This window comes from Bacteroides ovatus, from assembly GCF_001314995.1.
GTDB lineage: Bacteria > Bacteroidota > Bacteroidia > Bacteroidales > Bacteroidaceae > Bacteroides > Bacteroides ovatus.
Genome location: NZ_CP012938.1, coordinates 6,333,055 through 6,351,296, shown reverse-complemented (window position 1 = coordinate 6,351,296; position 18,242 = coordinate 6,333,055). Strand labels below are relative to the sequence as shown.

Genomic DNA, 18,242 nt, shown 5'->3' with positions numbered 1-18,242 from the left:
AATTTAGTCATTTCGCAGCTTTCTCACATCTTCTACCAAAATTTTTGTAAACTTCCTACGTCCTATAACATTCATCATATCAGCATTAAAATAATACTTAATATCTTGAAATCTAGCATCACGGGTATAGTCTAGGAATGGAATATTAGCTTTATTGGCATTACGAATATTAGAAAAAAGAACTTTATCCAAAAATCGATCACTAAGACGTAAATTCATATGGTGACTAATAGGAGTACATACCAATATAGGACGTAACCCTTGAGAAATACAAAAATCTATCATACCTTCTAGAATTTTACTCGTTTGCTTGAATTTATCAGCAAGAGTATCAGTGATTTCATCAGTTAAAGTATCTTTCAAACCAAATTGAGAGCACCAATCAGCACAACGCCTCTCAGCATCTTTATCCACTTGCAGTTCGTCATGGGGATTTTGGTTATAGGAATACATATCAACAAAACGTCTATTAAGTGAATGCCAAATATCTCTTACAGTCCGTTTGGGATGGAAAAATATAGGAAAAATAACCTCCTTAAAATATTTCCAATAAGAATATTCCGAACCAAGATACTCTTTTTTAAGAAACTTAATATAGCGATCTGCATCATATAAACCTGTGCCGACCTCTGCAAAGCAGGAGGTTGTGTCAAAACGCTGACACAGCCTTTTTTTATGCGCAAAGCCCAGACTTTCTCAAGCCCGGGCTTTGTTATTACCCAAAGTTTTCGTATCTTTAGGTATAAAGTTTTTCGTTATGGCAAAGTTACATTTTCGTCCTTACATTCCCAACCAAACCGTTCTTTTTCCACAAAGAATTGATGAAAACATAGCTGCGACCGACCCGGTCCGCATCGTGAATGCTGTTATTGACAATCTCAATCTTGAGAGTTTCAAGAAGCTTTATAAGGAAACGGGCCGTTGTCCTTATCATCCTAAAATGATGCTTAAGGTGATAATCTACGCCTACATGAATAATATCTATTCTTGCCGTAAAATAGAGAAGCACCTCCTTCGTGACATTCATTATATTTGGCTTGCCGGTAATGAGCATCCGGATTTTATCACGATCAACCGTTTTCGTAACCGTGTAAAGGAGGAAATAAATAATGTATTTACCCAGTTGGTTCTTGTCCTTGCCGATAAAGGTTTCATCAGCCTTGATGTGGAGTATATCGACGGCACCAAGATTGAATCCAAAGCCAACAAATATACTTTTGTCTGGCGCAAGACAGTCGAACGGAACCGTACGAGACTAATGGATAAAATCCGTATTCTCTTGGAACAGGTGGATGAAGCCATTGCACAGGAGAACTCTATAAAAGACACATCCGTGGAGTTTACTCCCTGCAGGCTCTCTGACATAGTGGATGAACTTAAAGAAGCCCTGGAACGCCAGCCTGCAACAAAGGATAAGGAAGAAAAGAAAGCCCTGCGCAAAAAGAAGAAGCAGGTCATGGAACTTGAAGGGTATCGTGACAAGCTGATAGAATACGACAATCACCTTGATACCCTTGGAGAACGTAACTCCTATTCCAAGACCGATCCTGGTGCCACATTCATGCGCATGAAAGAAGATGCCATGAAGAACGGGCAGACCAAACCCGGATATAATCTGCAAATAGGTACTGAAAACCAATTCATCACAGACTTCCGTCTGTTTCCCAACCCTACCGATACACTGACCCTCATACCTTTTTTCCACTCTTTCCAGTACCGCTATAACCGTTTACCGAATATCTGTGTGGCAGACTCCGGTTACGGTTCGGAAGAAAATTACCGGTTCATGCAGGAGAATGGGATAGAAGCCTTCATCAAGTATAATTACTTCCATAAAGAACAGCGTCCTCGTTATACTCCCAACCCATTCCATGCCGAAAGTCTCCATTACAATGCCCAAGAGGATTATTACGTTTGTCCTATGGGACAGCACATGAACCGTATAGGAACCAAACGTGACAAGACAGCGAGCGGATACATCATCGAAAGTGCCCGGTATAAAGCAAAAAGATGCGAAGGTTGCCCTTTGCGTGGCAGTTGTTTTAAAGCTCGGGGGAACCGTATTATAGAAGTCAACCACCGATTAAATCAATACAAACGGCAGGCACGGGAAAGGTTGCTCTCAGAAGAAGGTATCAAGCATAGAGGCAGGAGGTGTATAGAACCAGAGGCTGTGTTTGGACAAATGAAATACAACATGGCATACAGAAGATTCCGGCATGTGGGAGAAGACAAGGTTACAATGGACTTTGCTTTCTTTGCTATAGCCTTTAATATCAAAAAAATGTGTGCTAAACTGATAAAAGAAGGAAAGGGGCTCATTACAGTTGCCAAATATATGTTTATGGGACTATTTATAACCCGATATAATTGGAATATAGCAACTTGTTGCCAAATGCATGAGGAAAAAGCAGCATAGCCAAAAGAAAATATAGCAGAACTGTAAAATATAAAAGAGGTTGTGCCAACGTTTTGACACAACCTCCGTTTCGTAAAGCGAGCATTTTGACGTAACATTTTATCGGTATAATAGAAGAACTGGGAAGCAAAACCTAAATTATAACCGTTCATATCGGTTCCAGAAAAATCTATACCAAAACGGCAATAGGCAGAGCCGAAGGCCAATGCATCCCACTGTCCTTGTTCCACTTGCTTTATGTGATATTCCTGTGTGTTACGAACTACTACATGAGTATAGTAGTAATTGACCACTAAAAGTAATATCAAATTTACTGTTACAATCAATATAAAGGCAATCATAAATTATAGTTTTATATTTTGACCTACAATATTATTTGAATTATCCGACACTAAATAAGCAATCCAGTCGGACACTAAAAATATGTCTAAATCATCATTCAGTATTACACTATTTACAAATATACTTCTAGGAGCATACATCTTACCCAGCCCAGCTACAAGTCCAGTGATAGCATAATAAGCCATTCTATCTAACTCACATGAATATTCATCGGCATATGGTGGAAGGACAAAAAGAAGATGATTGAAAGTAGTAGGTTGGTCACTCATCCTATGTACCATCATCTGAGAAAAATGTATATAATGTTCCATAATACGATAATATTCTTCTTGTGTATCACCACTAGGAACATTATCCGTTAATTGCTTTGGAGGAAAGACAATAGCTATTTCAGGAGTGAATACACTACATAGAAGATCTATTTCTAAAATATTTTCAATTTTTGCACCGGCCTCCACTATGGACCGTAGATATTTAGTATTACTCTCATTGTCGTTTAATACCCAAACAATTTTATTTTCAAGATATTTTCCAATAGGATTTATACAAGGATAATGAAACAAATGTTCATTATAATTTTCTACATTCAAAGAAATCTCCTTCATCGTACATGTTTTTATATTAATGTCTCACCACCGTCACACACTATAATATGTCCATTCATACCATACATTGAACTGTATACTATCATTAAAGCTAATTCGGCTATTTCTTCAGGAAGTCCTATTCGTTTATTGGGTATATCGCCACGTAATAGAGAAGAATTCTCGCTAACTGTCATCGATGTCTTGACTGGACCAGGACATAGACCATTAACTTTAATATTCTTTCCCTCATTAAAACACTTCTGCCCATAAGACTTTGTGAATGAATACAATGCCCATTTAATTACTAAAAGGACGCAATCTATATGGAATAATTTTCTTCCAAAAGGATAATTCATAACACTGATGTCTAAATGTAAACTTCATACTTCAAATACACCTTTCATTTTTTTTATAATTTTCTTTATTAACGAGGGGTGATTAAGCCTCTTTATTTCTTCAAACGCAGCTCGAATTCCCAATACTCGATAAGTCTGATAAAAGATATCACATTCCGGTGCTTTTTCTATTGGTTTCACAATGTATGGATTGTATTGTATAACTGAACCTATATTATAACTTGAAATAACTAATTTCTCTTTTATAGAATTAAATACTTCTACACCTTTTTGTGACTGAAGTATCATTGTAGTACAACCTTTATCATCATCAAATTCTTTATTAACTTTATCAATCCCCCAGCAATCTGCAATAGTGATATCACTCACCCTACGAATATGACGGAATGGGCAAGAAAAACAGGAGGGACGATTAGTTATATGTTGCAAGTAACTACAAAAAAAAGGATTTTCTATTCCTCGATAAAAATGCTCCCCCTTATCGTCCTCAATCAACATTCGCCAACTATGCCAACCTATACGTTTATCCTTAAATACAATACGTTTAATAGTATTCTTATCCCAATACTCAGAAAGATATTCCTCCCATATCTTAGGTGAAGATATACACATACAAATAAAATCACAGGTATAAAGCTTATCATATTCCTTAATTAAAAAACTTTTCAATCCTGCAACCTGACAAGGAGTACCAACAAACAAGACATAGCGTTCATTCCTCAACTGGAGTTTTATTTGAGAAAAAACATCAGACAAATCACTTTGAGCATACTTACTTCCACGAAAAGCTTGCAATTCCTCCTTACATTCAACCGATGTATGATAAATATGATAGTATTCATCAAAACGAGCGGCATAAACTATACCTCCCTTATCTATAACATAGTCAGCAAGAAGTGTAAAAATCCCCCCAGATGTACTGCTGTTTCGAATAACCTCATCCTTATTGTAAACTGCATAAACAGAAAGTTGGTCAAGATCATAATCTTTAGGTAACTCATCTTGATGTAACATAGGACAAACTTTCTCACATAAGCCACAATTCACACAATTAGCTGTATCGACCAAAGGATAAGAATGCCCTTCATCATCAAAACACATTGTGATGAAACGATGAGTACAAACATTAGCACAAGCTGTACAACCTGTACACTGACTTTTATCCTTAATTTCAATCATGCTCTTTATTATATCGGTTGACTAGATAATTATAAGTGGCATTCGGAACAATCTCCTTTATTTCATCTAGTTTACCTGCTTCAAAGTAACGACGAACACGAGAAGCACTAATCACCTCCTTCCCTTCTATTTTACGAGGGATTACATGAAATTGTATACCATATTGAGGCAAAATCTCTGCCATAGCCATATTATATTGATTGGTGACAGGATCCAAAGGTTCTTCGCCTGCAAAACGATTCTTTATATTCAAAGCTGGAGCAATATATTGTGCAAAGACGTTAAGATCATTTGAACAATCAATTTTCGCCTCCTTCAAATTGTCCTTATAAAAATAACCAGGAAACGTAATAGCGGAAATAATAAAGTTCCCACTAGGCAGCACTCTAACATTTTTCAAATCAGCTGTACCTTTACAAACAAGATCAAATCGATCATCAAATGTAAAATAAGAGCGGTTCTCTTCTACCACAAATATATAAAGATAGTCCACTCGCAAAGAAGCATATTCTATCAAATAACGATGTCCAAGTGTAAACGGATTACAGTTCATCACAATACAACCAATATTAGATTCTGCATCACCTTGCTTGTATTGCCGCAACAAATCAATATATTTTAATAATTCAGGATTATCACCATAAATACGTTCACCCTTAGTAAGAGATTTATTATTCCCCAATATCCGTTTTTTATGTTCTTCAATTAAAACTCCAGAAGTAAGCCACTTCATTTCATTAAGAACTTTATAAATGGCATCAGCTAGAACTTTATTTCCTCGTTTATTAGTATGAAGTACTGTATCATTAAACCATTCGCCGTAATTATGTGGACGGTTAAACAATGACGATGTTGTAAGATAAACAATTCCTATTTTCTCAAAGAAACTACGCCCAATATTCATTATAGCACCATGAGAACCAAGAATCACAATATCTCCTGGAAAATATGTTTGTTCTTTAATCATTTCGAAATCATCCCTAATATTGCTCCCCCTACCTATTGCACTGTTAACAATGCGATAAGCCAATGGATAGTCTATGTTTATCAATTGTTGTAGAAATGAAGCTATAGTTTCTTGATCTTCAACGCCTGTGCCACGCCACGTACAAGCTCCATGAGTATAAATAGTGTTGTGATATCTTTTAGGTTGGCCAACAGTAATACGACGACCATTAATTATGTGCTGATGTTCACTCTGGAAATCAAGAAGTACTTTACGTTTTGCTCCATCTACCACTACTCCACCATCAAAAACAGAAAGTATATATTCCTGAGTAATATCCTCGCCATAAAGCATCTTCAGCTTGGATAACTCCTTTTTGTATTTATTAAAATCGAAACACCAATTTTTTATACGCTCTTGTTCAAATTCTGTAAGTCCCTTAATTTTATTACTTTTTGGAAGTTGTACATAGAGTATATGTACATCCAAGTTCAACAAGTAATTGGCAATCTGCTTCAATACATACTTACTCTCACGAATTTCGCTCAGAGTATGCAATTTTCTATTTATCTTATTAATAAATGTCATCCTTCTATTTTCCTTTTAATTTACTTTTTATTATTTCAATTATTAAGTTTTTCTCTTTTATGTTCAATACAATCAAATAGCTCAAACCAATTGTCATAAATACAGATACGATACTGACCAAACAAAAGCGCAGAAAACACGCCTCTTTCCAGAAAGATAATATCAGAAGAGGAAAAATTAAAGAAAGCCCGCATACTACCAATTGCGGAAGAACAGCTTCTCTGTAAAAACATAGTATAGGAAATTTCACAATTTTCTTTAGATACATGAACGCAACAAACATTGTCACAACTTCTAAAACAGCACCTATAATCATTGTAATTATCGGTTCGAAACCCTGTTTGAGAAAGACATAATCAATAGGAATATTGAGCAACATCAATCCTCCTCCTATAATCTGCAAGCACTTGACATTACCCGTTGCCAAATAGAGTGTACCATGAGTATCTTCCAAGGTTCGAGTATAGCAAAGTATCAGTGCCCATTGCATAAAAGCGACCGTATAATCAGGAAATTCTCCTAACCATAAACCTAGTACATAATTTGTTTCCAATAAAAGAGGAAGTGACAAAGTCATTATTAGTATACCTTGCACCTTGGCCAATATAAAAGTCAGACTGATAGCACGTGGCAGATTCCCAACTGCATACTCCTTAGTAATCTGCGGCGTGATAGCTTGGCCGATACTATAAGAGAACTGACTAACTACACCATAGACTTGCATACTAATACCTCTAGCAGCATTAAACAATACTCCGAAAAACATATTGACAAGCACGTTCACACCTTGCTCTTTAAAAATAGCGGAACTAGCTCCAATAGTTATCCATGCAGAATAGGAAAAAATATCTTTGAATATATTCTTATCAATACCCCACTTTACTTTTGCCTCCTCAAAAGTATGTTTGCAATATATTATATATATTATACGAATGATAACACCAATTGCAACCAACAATACAGCATAAGTTCTCAAACGATCAAAAGGTGATATATATAGCATATATACTATCCCTAATTTCAATACAGAGTCTAATACACTAACAATTGCAAAAAAGTTCATCTTCTCATGTGCAATAACACATGAATTATATGGCAATGCAATTAGATTAACAATAAATGCCAACAGAGAACAATGATATACAAAAAGCGCCGCCTTCCATCGCTCATCTGGTATTACAAGATATTCCTTAACAAACCATAACCCGACTGTCTCACCCAATATTAATACTATAACTGCTAGCAAGTAGACAAGTGTGGAAAGCGTAGCAAATGTCTTCTTCATACGCTCCATATCTCCGCGTCCTAATTCAAAAGTGATAAAACGGGAAGTTGCACCACTTAATGAAATCGTAAAAAGTGAAAGCATCGACACGAATCCACCCACAATATTATAAATACCATAGTCAGAAACTCCTAATGCGGAAAGTATAATACGGCTTGTAAACAGACCTATAGCAAGGGATACAACTAATCGTACATAAAGGTACGCAGTGTTCTTGACAATGTGCTTATTATTGATGGATGTTTGCATAAAAACAGTTAGGATAATTAAAGAAAATACTCTTCGTGTTATGCCATTCTGACTAAAAAAGACTCGTACCCCACTTTAATTTATTTATTAAAAATCGAATTATTATACCACAATAACTGATATAGACAATTCAGTAATAATATTCTCATTAAACAAATTATTTTTTAAAGACAAACAGATTGCACCATTGTCCCTAATACGCATTCTTTTCACCAACAACGATATTCAATATGGTCTTATAAATGATATATAAATCAAGCAGTAATGTCCAATGCTCCATATACCAAATGTCAGCCTTCACACGACCTTCCATCTGTGACAGTTCTTTAGTTTCACCACGGAATCCGTTCGTTTGCGCCCAACCCGTTATCCCGGGTTTAATGAAATGGCGCACCATATATTTATCAATCAATTGTGTGTAGACCTCCGTATGAGCCAACATGTGGGGACGGGGACCGACTAACGACATTTCACCTTTGAATACATTAATAAATTGCGGAAGCTCATCAATATTAGAACGGCGAAGAAAATCTCCAAATCGGGTCTTTCGCGGATCATCTGCTGTTGCCTGCTTGCGATCAGCCTCTTCATTCACCAGCATGGAACGAAATTTATAGCATTTGAATTCCCTGCCATTCAAACCGGTTCGCATTTGTTTAAAAAATATAGGACCGGGAGAAGTCAATTTTATGATAATTCCCACAATAAGATAAATAAACGGGAAAATAGTAACTAAAAAAAGACCTGATAATACTATATCGAAAATACGCTTTAATAAACGATTCTCCATTTTGCTAAGCGGTTCGTACCGCAAATTCAAAATCGGCATATTACCCACCATGCTATGCCAAATACGTCGGGGAAAACCCTTACATATATTAGGAACGCCATGAAAATAAAGCAAATGGTTCTCACAATAATTCATGATAGAAAAATTATAACGTCCCTCCTCCATTGACAAAGAACAAAAAACATGCTTGATTCCTGTGTGTCCGGACATAAATTCAGAGAAACCATCAGGACTACCACAATAAGAACATTGGGAGGAAAAAACATCATTAGGTTTAATATCGAAATAACCTACAACTTCATAAATAGATGCCAAAGAACTCTCCATTTCCTCATATAACATCTGCATATTATTACCTCCGCCTATAAAAACAGCATAGCGTTTGTGTTTACCCTTCGCACAATAACTAATCAGCAAATGACGAATTATGATACGATAGATGCTTAGAATAACAAAGAGTATGAAAAAATAAAGAACAAAAAAGAGTGGAGAGATTATAGATATTCCACTAAAAGCCATGATACAAGCCCAAAAGACCGAAAAGGTTATGACATTCTTCAAAACACGTAACACAAGCTGGTCGGCACGAATTTCTCTGCTATTCCAGGCTCTTCCACGAGATGCCGAACAGGCTAAGTAGCAGAGACTAAGCGAAGTCATCATCAAAGAAGCAGTACAAGAAAAAGGCAAAGAATTGAATGCTTTTTCCCAATAGAAAAGAAGCAGGAATAAACAGAAGTTCAGGATGATCAGATCTCCCAAAACTACAATCAGCTCTACGACTTTATTTATCTGGTTAGTTGATGCCATTATCACGTTATCTATTAATTTTAGGCCTATATTTCTTTGAACTTATTCAGAATATTTTCTCCGAATAACTTCCAAAATATGACAATACAAACAGAAAGAAAGATAAATGCCAGAACATATATTTTTTTACTAGTCCCCGAAGGGTTCAATGGTACCACAGCAGGCTCTACAACAGCAAATACCGGTTTCTCTTCCTGCACTTTAGCCCTGGCGACCTGAAGTTGACTAGCCACCTGACTGTACACCTGATAAGCCAGACTCATATCATTCTGCAATCGTTCCTGCTCGGCACGTACACTTTGCAATATGATATTATCATGAGAATCCATATAATCAGCATATCTCTTCTGGGCGACATAATACTCTTGCTGGCGTTCTTTGAATAGTCTCTCCAAATAGATACAATCTTCTTTTGCTTTGGAAGTACGATAGTTTATAATATATTCCTGCAGCTTTCCTACAACAGAATCGGCAACTACCGCAGCGACTTTGGGATTTTGCAAGGTTACGGCAACCGTGGTCATAGACGTTTTCTTATCTACACTAGCAATAATCATTTTCTTTAGAGTTTCAATCTTCTGCGACTCCTTTTTAGATAATTCAATTGTACCTTGATTTCCCCTATCAGAAATTGTTTCTTCATCTTCTTTAATAAACAGTGACTTCACTCCACCAATCACCATACTCGGAAGTCCGATAATATAACTCCACCAAGGGGAAGATTCTTCATCCAAATAAGTATTCAAAGTCATTTTTTTGTTTTCCGATGCAGGGATTTCCATTACAGAAAGTTCTAATAAAAAAGGAGTAGAAGAAACAATATCGGCAGATAAAGAAGCGTTCAAAGCATCAGTACCATCACTCATAGTAGCCCCACTCCCCAAGAAAGAGGCAGCCAAACCGGATAAACCACCACCTTTAGTACTCCCCATCTCAGGAGAAAGAGTTACTTCAACTGTATATTGCTTTGGAATACTTATTGCTATAATAATACCAATTATCAAACCAATGCCGGCGGCTTTATAGATTTTCTTACGAATACCTATAATCTTACGAAGAATATCCATCAGATCAATTTCAATCTCTTGATCCCCTTGGTTACTCTGTCTCAGTTTTATTTCTTTTTCAGATTCCCCGTCTATCATAGTGGTATAAACTGTTATCTTTTATTTCTTAATCAGATTAGCAATAGAAGCAACCATCATTCCCAAAGTACTGAATGTAGTAGCATAACCTAAGATATTACCCATATTAGTACGTTTCTTAACTTTACTAGGCACAATTATCTCACAACCCGGTTCGATCTGTTTCTTACCACTACCCTTCACCTTAGTAACCTGCCCATTCATGTATACGATAAATTTCTTACTCTTCTTCGCGTTTTCAGAATAACCACCTGCCTGATTCAGGTAATAATCTATATCTTCACCCTTTATATAAGAAACTGTATTCGGAACCATTACGGCACCATTAATTGTAACCGTATTATTGTTTTTCGGGATAGAAATCACATCACCTTCACGCAAGACAATATTTGCTGTACTACCAGGATTAGCTAATGCTTTCTCCAAGTCAATACCAACACTAAAGGTATTTTCCACACGAACTCCTAAAGAGTCCATCATAGCTTCACCCAACTGTCTGCTCATCAAGCGGATCACATCACCCATGCGTTTCTTTTCACTTGCATTGGCCACACGAGTCAATTTGGCACCACGTAAGTAGGCATAATTCGTTGCACCTCCCGCTTTATTGATTAAGTCCGAAAGACGTTCTTCACGACTGGTCATTGCATAAGAGCCTCCGAACAGAATTTCACCTTCAACAACCACATTCTGTTGAGCCTGATAACCCGGACTACGACGTACATAAACTTCATCATAAGGTTGAAGGACAAAGCCGGGAGTTCCATCTACAATAAAACCTTCTTTTAGGGAGAATGTATATATCTGACCGATAGTATCGTTATCCACTGTACTACGAGGATTCTTAATCCTACGGGATACATCTACACGGACTACAGAAGCGGCTTCACGCAATCCACCTGCTTGAATGATCAAGTCTTCAAGGGTCATGTTATCCGCATAAGGATAAGAATCAGGTTTGGCTACTTCACCATGGATTACGACGTTGCCTCTGTCTTCCAGGTCATGAATACTAGGAATATAAAGGATATCGTTTTTCATCAGGATGATGTTTTGGGAAGTACCGTCCATGATAGCTTTAATGTCTACTGGAACAACTTCGGTAGTCAAGTCCTCACGCTGGCGGTAGAGAACGGCACGGTTCAAGAAGGCATCACCGGTCAGGCCTTGAGCTTCGTTTACCAGTTCACGGACTGTATTCAGTTTTCCATTCAACTGGTAGATGCCGGGACGATAAACGGCTCCACGGATTTCAAGTTTGTTGATGAAGCGGTTAAGGATGGCTTCGGCGGTCACAACATCACCGTTTCGCATTTTATAGACACTATAGTCAAGGTCTTTGACTGTGTTTACTTCATATTCCTGTCCATTCTGGCGTACGACACGTAAGGAACGGGTATAGGCGTCAGCTTCAAAGCCACCGGCATAGCTGATAAGAGTGGATAGGCTTTCATCCTTTTTCATTTCGAAACGCATTGGGCGTTTCACTTTTCCGTCGATCTTAACCAATACGTCATAGGCGGGGACTATTACTACATCCCCTTCCTGAAGCCGGATGTCATCCTGAATGTTTCCTTTCATGATAAATTGGTAGACATCGATCGTGGCGATATTTTTGCCGTTACGTACCAGCTGGACATTGCGAAGGCTTCCTATGTCACTGACTCCACCGGCACGATAAAGTGCATGGAATACAGTAGAAAAGGATGATAGAGAGTAAGTACCCGGCTGGACTACTTCACCCATTACATTGATCTGAATCGTACGTATGTTACCAAGCGTCAGACGGATATCTGAAGTGGGGTCATTCGTATTATTAAGACCATTATATATTTTATTTAATGTTTTCTTGAGATAGTCGTTAGCTTCCGAAATAGTCAGTCCGTTCAGATTGACGGGACCTATTTTCTGAATATTGATGGTACCGTCAGGAGAAATCTGTTGGCGAATGGTATTTTGGCTGGCTCCCCAAATGTCGATTATCACTTCGTCACCCGGACCGAGACGATAGTTCGAAGGAGTGGCAAGATTGACACTAGGTTCAAAAGTCAGATTGCGGGTATTGAAAATGTTTCTTCCGAAAACCTGATTACCACGTGCAAGGTCTTGAGTACTCGGGTGGTCTTCCAACATATCCGAAGTGTTTTCTTTCATTTCCTCACGAAGGCGTGATTCGTTGACGTCAGTACCAGTAGCATTGGAAGCATTTACATTATTCTGTTGCTCATAGAGCTGCTTTACACGCATAGCCTGTTCTTTGGTCACACCTTTGCGTGCCAGTTCAGAGGCAAGTTGTTTTTGTTCTTTCCCTTGCTTGATACCATCCTTGACATATTCAAGTACCTGGGAGTCACTCATGGATTGAGCCATTAAGGGAGAAAAAACTCCCAGCAACAAAAATAGAAGAAGAGTCCGAAAAAGCGTTTGTATTTTCATCGATCAATTCAAATTAGAAAAATTAGCCTACATGAACGTCTGCCGATTCTACATACCCAATAGGCATATCCACACAGGCACAGCCAAGCATATTTAAACGAACGGCAATCTTACTTTTACCATCAACATTGACCAGTTCGCCTACAAGACCAGACAAAGGGCCTTTCACAACACGGACTTTCTCACCACGTGCCAAAGGAGAACTGTTCATACAAATAGCTTCTTCTGAATAGTCGAGCATGAAACGGAAACGGGCCATCTGCTCATCTGGAATTACCGCCGGAGAACTCTCACCACGCATCACCATATAACGGCTGACTGTAGAAAAACTTAGAACTTCTTTGCGTTCCTTCGGATCAGCATGTACAAAAACCATCATTGGAAGAAGAACAGACTCAACCACCTTACGTCGGTCACTCCACTGATGAATTTCCTGCTGGACAGGAACAAAATTTTCGATTCCCATTTTCCCTAAACGCTCCGCTACTTTCTTCTCGTGATGCATTCGAACGAGTGCTACATACCAGCGTTTTGAGTGTGCTACGCCTTCCCCTGTCCCACTAATAGGCCCGGCATTTACTGATTTCGGTTTCGTTAAAATCATATTTTTTTACCCCATGTTCTTCCGTTACTTCTTAGGTAACGGATAATACATACACGAAACGTACACTACGATGAAAATAGAAATCACACACATGACAAAGGCGTAAAATTTGGAAAGGCCTAATACTCAACGGGAAAAACCAAGAGAGCAGGCTATAAAAAGTATAGAGCATGAAAATAAGATTATTTCATGTTCGGATAGTTTTTTGCCTTATGTTTCAGATAAAACGAAAAAAAGTGGAGGAATATTTGTTTTCTATTTGTGTTTTTGTCTATCTTTGCGTCAAATTTAATTCCGTTACCTAAGAAGTAACACACATAGTTTAATTCTGATTATTAACACTTTACAGTTTTTACACTGCCTACACAACAGTTTCTAACGTAAGATAAATTCCCTTTATTTACCTCCGTACGTTCTGTAAGTCCAAAGCCTTTCAAGTAGATTTGTGTCGTTTTTATAGATTTGTGCCCCAATGATTCACTAATCATTTCAATGGAGACTCCCCGGTACTTCGCGGTCGTTGCCCAGGAATGGCGAAGCGTGTAAGAAGTGACGGGAGATTGCAAATGCAAGGCTCTTGCCAAGTCCTTCAGGCTATTATTAAATCGGCGGAGAGCGGACTGATATTCCCGATAACCTCTTTCATCCGTCCGCTTCTTATCCCCACGAAGAATGTCAAACAGATAATCCGGACAATCGGGGTGAGAATTCTCCTTGCTGCGGAGCTGGTTTATCATGTCTTTTGCTGTATTCAGCACTTCCACGCTCATCGGGGTTTTGGTCTTAATGCGATTATACCGCAACACATTCTGATTGAGTGCAGATTTCTCCAGGTGGGCTAAATCCGCGAATGACATTCCACAAAACTGGAACATCAGGGCGGCAATAGCCTGTGTACGGCGTAAGCGTTCCGATTGGGGATCTTCATACAGAAGCTTATGCAATTCTGCAGCAGGCAAAGCCTTTTTCTGGCGGACGTCCACACCTGTATAGACATCATGAAAAAGTCGCGGAACATAAGGCGCACTACCCGCTTCCACTCCCCGGTTGTAAATACTACGAAGCATACGCATATACGTAGAAATCGTGTTGGGCTTCAAGCCATACTCATAAAGATACTGACCGTAACGTCGTAAACGTTCACGGGTGACCTGTCTGAACGACACATTGGACGTGCCGCAGAATTTGCTGAAAGAGAAGAGGGCATTCTTGTAGACATGCGCCGTAGAATGCCGTCCCTCCTTCCGCAAACGACCGATGTAGAATTCACCACACCGGCTAAATCCATTTCTGTTCATCATTTGCATCACTAGTTATTTTATATATTATACCATTTGGCAGGCGACAAAAAAACAAATCTTTTGGCAGACTTGGCGCACACTAACCAAATGCGCTATTATTTTTTAGTTTTATTAACCTCTTAAAAAATTAGCAAATCATGGCTAACAAAAAGACAACTCACGGAGAATCTAAAACACAAGCAAAGAACAACGTTCAAAACCCCAAAAAGAATGAGAGGGAACATCAGAGAGGGGAAATCATCAGTAGAGATGAACTGGAAAAAAGGGGCGGGCTCACCGGAGATGCAACCGCTTTTCTCACGGTATACCTGCAGAAGTTTGAAGAAGGGGAAGCTCATATCCACTACTCCAGGAAGCTCAAGGATCTGGCGGAGCATATCCATGAGAAAGAAATTTTATACATACCCAAACACGGTGGGTATAAACTTATGGAAGTCAGCAGTATAGAGACTGAATTATGCGTCATCAGAAGAGCCAGAAGAGAGCGGTTGGAAGAGGAAGAAAGACAGGCCAAAGAAAGGACCATAAACAAGTATTGACAAAAATAATTGTGCGGATGAAATGCAAGCTATACTTTTGACGCCGTTTTCAACCGGCTAAAAACAGAGAATCAGTTCCCGGAAAAATAGTGACGCTATCCTGTCGGGATGGCGTCACTATAAAAGGAGGATAGCGTCACTATACTGACAACATAGCGTCACTATCTTTAAGGGATTATTCTCACTTCACTAAACATGTATTTTTAATTTTAATTATTTTTTCAATGAAAATAAAATTCAACAGAAACAAGACCGTTTCTTGCAAGTTAGTATGGAAAAGACGTATCGTATCCGAAAAAGGATTTTCAGAAAAACGTGCGGAAAGAATAGCACAAAGGTGCATAGACTTGATAGAACGTATGCAGTATGGAAATGCCATGATCGCTTTTTATAAACAGGATGGTACCTTCTGCATGGAAAAAGGCACATTGGTAGGATATGAAAAATTCTTTTATCGGGAGTATAAAAGCACGGCAAGACAAGAATCAGTTGTCTACTGGAGTACGGAACAGCATGCATGGAGAAGATTTATGATCGGGAACCTGCTCGAATGGAAAGCGATTGTGTAACGTTAATAAAAGAATTTGAACGATGAGTATGATTAATAAAGGGATACCCTATTTCCCTATATCTGCAAACTTTTTCGAAGAAGAAGTCATGGAATTAGTAGAAGCCAAATTTGGAATATTAGCTTCTTATATCGTCTTGAGATTACTGTGTAAAATCTACAAGGAAGGATACTATATTTCTTGGGGAAAAGAACAGAATCTGATTTTTGCACGCAAAATAGGAGAAGGCATTAAGGAGGATATGATAGAAAAGATTGTGGAGTTACTGCTGGAAAAGGAATTTTTCCATAAAGAGACGTACGACCAATACGGAGTGTTGACTTCGGAACAGATTCAGAAAGTTTGGATGGAAGCTACGGTACGGAGAAAAATTGATTACTCCCAGTTACCTTATTTATTAGCACCCAAAGAAAAAAATGGTAGACAAAAAGGCGGGTTGAACAAAGAAAATGTAGACATTTTGCAGACTCAAGTGAAGGTGAGTCCGGAAAATGATGACATTTTTCGACAAACTAAACTAAACCAAACTAAACTATATTCTGAAGAAGAAGATAAACACGATGCTTCGTTTGAAATTCCGGGGTACGCATACAATCAGGCTACTCATAATATCAACGGGCTGATTGAAAGTCTGGACCGCTACAAAGTGACTAGTCCGGAGGAGAAGCAGACGATTCTACGGCTCTCGGATTACGGCAGAAAGGGCACGCAGGTATGGAGACTGTTTTCCAGTACCAGCTGGAGCAAGATCGGCGCGCCGGGGAAGTATATCATTGCCGCGCTGACGAACAAGCGATGAAGAAACAGGCCGATTAGAGTATGCCCGAAACGGGAAGAATAAAAGAAATATCCGGATGCTCACAAAAGGACATCCGGATATCACTCTCTTTCTACCTTCTGACTAATTACCTCTCTGAATAGTTTGCCAGATTGTAACATACCGGCTTCGTGCTATTACCTACACGGTAGATACCGAACTTAAAGTAATAACCATCATCGTCGTTACGTCCAATCATGATTTTTTCATTGTCTACAATGTGTTTACTAACCTTTTTCCCCTTTTCCTGATAGTCCATCTGCACATCGAGCATACCCGGTTTTACAATCGTTTCCGCCTCTTTGCCATAGATTGTCCAGTCGATATGAATGCGGAATGTAATCCAGCAGTCTTTCGGAAAATCGGCATAAGGCATTTTGTAAGCAATGGTCGATGCTTTATAGTCTGATGTTACAGGTTTCATGATCGGTGTTTTTTCGGGATTTGCGTTGCAACGGTCGTCTTTATCAGTCAGCCACTTACGGTCGGAATTTGCTTTGATATAGAACCATCCACCGGAGAACCCGAACGCCAATGGAGGATAGCCTCCTTGTTCCACGAGCCATCCGTTGGCCTTTCCGGCCTGATATACAGGATTTCCTTGTTTGTCCTTCACCGGATTACCTTGTTTATCCAGCTTGGCTACTTTCTCGTGCCCTTCATTCTTTTTAAAGATTGTAGTCTTTTCCAGTTCAACGAACTCGTCAATCGTCAGTTTCTTCACTTCGCCCTGTGGAGTTTGTACCAATGTACGATCCGGCATCCCATGCCATTGGGCAAAAATTGTCGAGACATCGCTACCCAATGAAGAAGGAATATATACGGAAAACTCATAGTCGCGGGAAGCTCCTTGCGGACAAATACCTTTCCCATGATGATATACGGTTTTAGTAATCTGCGCTTTCTGATAAACATCGGCAGGCAGGCCTTTGAAATCATCGGAAGTTGCATAACAATAAGAAAATTCCGCACGTCCTTTTGTCTCCCCTTTGGCATATCCTGACAGGGTGTTATCATCTTCCTTCAATTCAAAACGATAGGAAGGCTTACCGTTGAACATACGTGTGAAGTCGCGTTGAATTGCATGAGGCTTTTTAGTCCCTACTGCTACCCAGCAATCGTCTATAATTTGATTGACGCGTGCCGAATCCGCCTGCACGTTTACCCGTTCCGTAAGCGGAACCAACGTTTGTGTATCTTTGGTTTGAGCGGTCAGCGCCGTACATCCTACTGCTACCACACAGATAGCAAAAATGTTTTTCTTCATTCTATTTGGTATT

16 protein-coding genes are annotated in these 18,242 nt (G+C 38.8%); 4 read left to right on the top strand and 12 right to left on the bottom strand.

Going from position 1 to position 18,242, the window contains the following annotated elements; translation table 11 throughout:
* Nucleotides 1-3 precede the first annotated feature (3 nt).
* Nucleotides 4-414, bottom strand: coding sequence for a hypothetical protein (locus Bovatus_RS24010; RefSeq protein WP_139266164.1), 411 nt, complete (start codon nucleotides 412-414; stop codon nucleotides 4-6).
* Between the two features lie 343 nt (nucleotides 415-757).
* Here Bovatus_RS24010 and Bovatus_RS24005 point away from each other — a divergent pair, with 343 nt between their 5' ends.
* Nucleotides 758-2,419, top strand: coding sequence for an IS1182-like element ISBf3 family transposase (locus tag Bovatus_RS24005; RefSeq protein ID WP_004296258.1), 1,662 nt, complete (start codon nucleotides 758-760; stop codon nucleotides 2,417-2,419).
* Nucleotides 2,420-2,763: 344 nt separating this feature from the next.
* Here Bovatus_RS24005 and Bovatus_RS24000 read toward each other — a convergent pair whose 3' ends face one another.
* From Bovatus_RS24000 to Bovatus_RS23955, 10 genes are all read right to left on the bottom strand, one after another.
* Nucleotides 2,764-3,366 carry a hypothetical protein gene (locus Bovatus_RS24000; RefSeq protein WP_004302226.1) on the bottom strand — a complete coding sequence of 201 codons (603 nt, stop codon included), beginning with the start codon at nucleotides 3,364-3,366 and terminating at the stop codon, nucleotides 2,764-2,766.
* Nucleotides 3,367-3,377: 11 nt separating this feature from the next.
* Nucleotides 3,378-3,704, bottom strand: coding sequence for an SDR family oxidoreductase (locus tag Bovatus_RS23995; protein WP_004302225.1), 327 nt, complete (start codon nucleotides 3,702-3,704; stop codon nucleotides 3,378-3,380).
* Between the two features lie 24 nt (nucleotides 3,705-3,728).
* Nucleotides 3,729-4,883, bottom strand: coding sequence for a Coenzyme F420 hydrogenase/dehydrogenase, beta subunit C-terminal domain (locus Bovatus_RS23990; RefSeq protein ID WP_004302224.1), 1,155 nt, complete (start codon nucleotides 4,881-4,883; stop codon nucleotides 3,729-3,731).
* Entirely contained in the window at nucleotides 4,876-6,417 is a 1,542-nt protein-coding gene (locus Bovatus_RS23985) for a nucleotidyl transferase family protein (RefSeq protein ID WP_004302223.1), read from the bottom strand. Before Bovatus_RS23985 ends, Bovatus_RS23990 begins: the two co-directional genes overlap by 8 nt.
* Nucleotides 6,418-6,421: 4 nt before the next feature.
* Nucleotides 6,422-7,951 carry a lipopolysaccharide biosynthesis protein gene (locus Bovatus_RS23980; RefSeq protein ID WP_004302222.1) on the bottom strand — a complete coding sequence of 510 codons (1,530 nt, stop codon included), beginning with the start codon at nucleotides 7,949-7,951 and terminating at the stop codon, nucleotides 6,422-6,424.
* A gap of 193 nt (nucleotides 7,952-8,144) precedes the next feature.
* A complete protein-coding gene (locus tag Bovatus_RS23975; RefSeq protein WP_004302221.1) occupies nucleotides 8,145-9,551 on the bottom strand; it encodes an undecaprenyl-phosphate glucose phosphotransferase in 1,407 nt (468 codons plus the stop codon).
* A gap of 26 nt (nucleotides 9,552-9,577) precedes the next feature.
* A complete protein-coding gene (locus tag Bovatus_RS23970; protein ID WP_004302220.1) occupies nucleotides 9,578-10,696 on the bottom strand; it encodes a chain-length determining protein in 1,119 nt (372 codons plus the stop codon).
* A gap of 21 nt (nucleotides 10,697-10,717) precedes the next feature.
* Nucleotides 10,718-13,132: an SLBB domain-containing protein gene (locus Bovatus_RS23965; RefSeq protein ID WP_004302219.1), complete on the bottom strand. Its 2,415-nt coding sequence runs from the start codon at nucleotides 13,130-13,132 to the stop codon at nucleotides 10,718-10,720.
* 22 nt (nucleotides 13,133-13,154) lie between these two features.
* Nucleotides 13,155-13,736, bottom strand: coding sequence for a UpxY family transcription antiterminator (locus tag Bovatus_RS23960; protein ID WP_004302218.1), 582 nt, complete (start codon nucleotides 13,734-13,736; stop codon nucleotides 13,155-13,157).
* Between the two features lie 335 nt (nucleotides 13,737-14,071).
* The gene (locus Bovatus_RS23955; protein ID WP_004319832.1) at nucleotides 14,072-15,037 is read right to left on the bottom strand and encodes a tyrosine-type DNA invertase cluster 3b; all 966 of its coding nucleotides are present in this window, start codon (nucleotides 15,035-15,037) and stop codon (nucleotides 14,072-14,074) included.
* Nucleotides 15,038-15,174: 137 nt separating this feature from the next.
* Between Bovatus_RS23955 and Bovatus_RS23950 the strand changes: the two genes are divergently transcribed.
* From Bovatus_RS23950 to Bovatus_RS23940, 3 genes are all read left to right on the top strand, one after another.
* Nucleotides 15,175-15,576 carry a DUF4119 family protein gene (locus Bovatus_RS23950; protein ID WP_004302215.1) on the top strand — a complete coding sequence of 134 codons (402 nt, stop codon included), beginning with the start codon at nucleotides 15,175-15,177 and terminating at the stop codon, nucleotides 15,574-15,576.
* Between the two features lie 224 nt (nucleotides 15,577-15,800).
* Entirely contained in the window at nucleotides 15,801-16,145 is a 345-nt protein-coding gene (locus Bovatus_RS23945; protein ID WP_004302213.1) for an SH3 beta-barrel fold-containing protein, read from the top strand.
* Nucleotides 16,146-16,167: 22 nt separating this feature from the next.
* Complete coding sequence (locus Bovatus_RS23940) at nucleotides 16,168-16,944, top strand: DUF4373 domain-containing protein (RefSeq protein WP_004302212.1); 777 nt, start codon at nucleotides 16,168-16,170, stop codon at nucleotides 16,942-16,944.
* A gap of 106 nt (nucleotides 16,945-17,050) precedes the next feature.
* On the opposite strand, the gene Bovatus_RS23935 is transcribed toward Bovatus_RS23940, so the two are convergent.
* Nucleotides 17,051-18,229 carry a heparin lyase I family protein gene (locus Bovatus_RS23935; protein WP_004302211.1) on the bottom strand — a complete coding sequence of 393 codons (1,179 nt, stop codon included), beginning with the start codon at nucleotides 18,227-18,229 and terminating at the stop codon, nucleotides 17,051-17,053.
* Between the last annotated feature and the right edge of the window lie 13 nt (nucleotides 18,230-18,242).

What these genes read in the sequence shown, in the direction of transcription:
- Bovatus_RS24005 (WP_004296258.1), top strand. Translation starts at nt 758, where the DNA reads ATGGCAAAGTTACATTTTCGTCCTTACATTCCCAACCAAACCGTTCTT.
- Bovatus_RS24000 (WP_004302226.1), bottom strand. Translation starts at nt 3,366, where the DNA reads ATGAAGGAGATTTCTTTGAATGTAGAAAATTATAATGAACATTTGTTT.
- Bovatus_RS23995 (WP_004302225.1), bottom strand. Translation starts at nt 3,704, where the DNA reads ATGAATTATCCTTTTGGAAGAAAATTATTCCATATAGATTGCGTCCTT.
- Bovatus_RS23990 (WP_004302224.1), bottom strand. Translation starts at nt 4,883, where the DNA reads ATGATTGAAATTAAGGATAAAAGTCAGTGTACAGGTTGTACAGCTTGT.
- Bovatus_RS23985 (WP_004302223.1), bottom strand. Translation starts at nt 6,417, where the DNA reads ATGACATTTATTAATAAGATAAATAGAAAATTGCATACTCTGAGCGAA.
- Bovatus_RS23980 (WP_004302222.1), bottom strand. Translation starts at nt 7,951, where the DNA reads ATGCAAACATCCATCAATAATAAGCACATTGTCAAGAACACTGCGTAC.
- Bovatus_RS23975 (WP_004302221.1), bottom strand. Translation starts at nt 9,551, where the DNA reads ATGGCATCAACTAACCAGATAAATAAAGTCGTAGAGCTGATTGTAGTT.
- Bovatus_RS23970 (WP_004302220.1), bottom strand. Translation starts at nt 10,696, where the DNA reads ATGATAGACGGGGAATCTGAAAAAGAAATAAAACTGAGACAGAGTAAC.
- Bovatus_RS23965 (WP_004302219.1), bottom strand. Translation starts at nt 13,132, where the DNA reads ATGAAAATACAAACGCTTTTTCGGACTCTTCTTCTATTTTTGTTGCTG.
- Bovatus_RS23960 (WP_004302218.1), bottom strand. Translation starts at nt 13,736, where the DNA reads ATGATTTTAACGAAACCGAAATCAGTAAATGCCGGGCCTATTAGTGGG.
- Bovatus_RS23955 (WP_004319832.1), bottom strand. Translation starts at nt 15,037, where the DNA reads ATGATGAACAGAAATGGATTTAGCCGGTGTGGTGAATTCTACATCGGT.
- Bovatus_RS23950 (WP_004302215.1), top strand. Translation starts at nt 15,175, where the DNA reads ATGGCTAACAAAAAGACAACTCACGGAGAATCTAAAACACAAGCAAAG.
- Bovatus_RS23945 (WP_004302213.1), top strand. Translation starts at nt 15,801, where the DNA reads ATGAAAATAAAATTCAACAGAAACAAGACCGTTTCTTGCAAGTTAGTA.
- Bovatus_RS23940 (WP_004302212.1), top strand. Translation starts at nt 16,168, where the DNA reads ATGAGTATGATTAATAAAGGGATACCCTATTTCCCTATATCTGCAAAC.
- Bovatus_RS23935 (WP_004302211.1), bottom strand. Translation starts at nt 18,229, where the DNA reads ATGAAGAAAAACATTTTTGCTATCTGTGTGGTAGCAGTAGGATGTACG.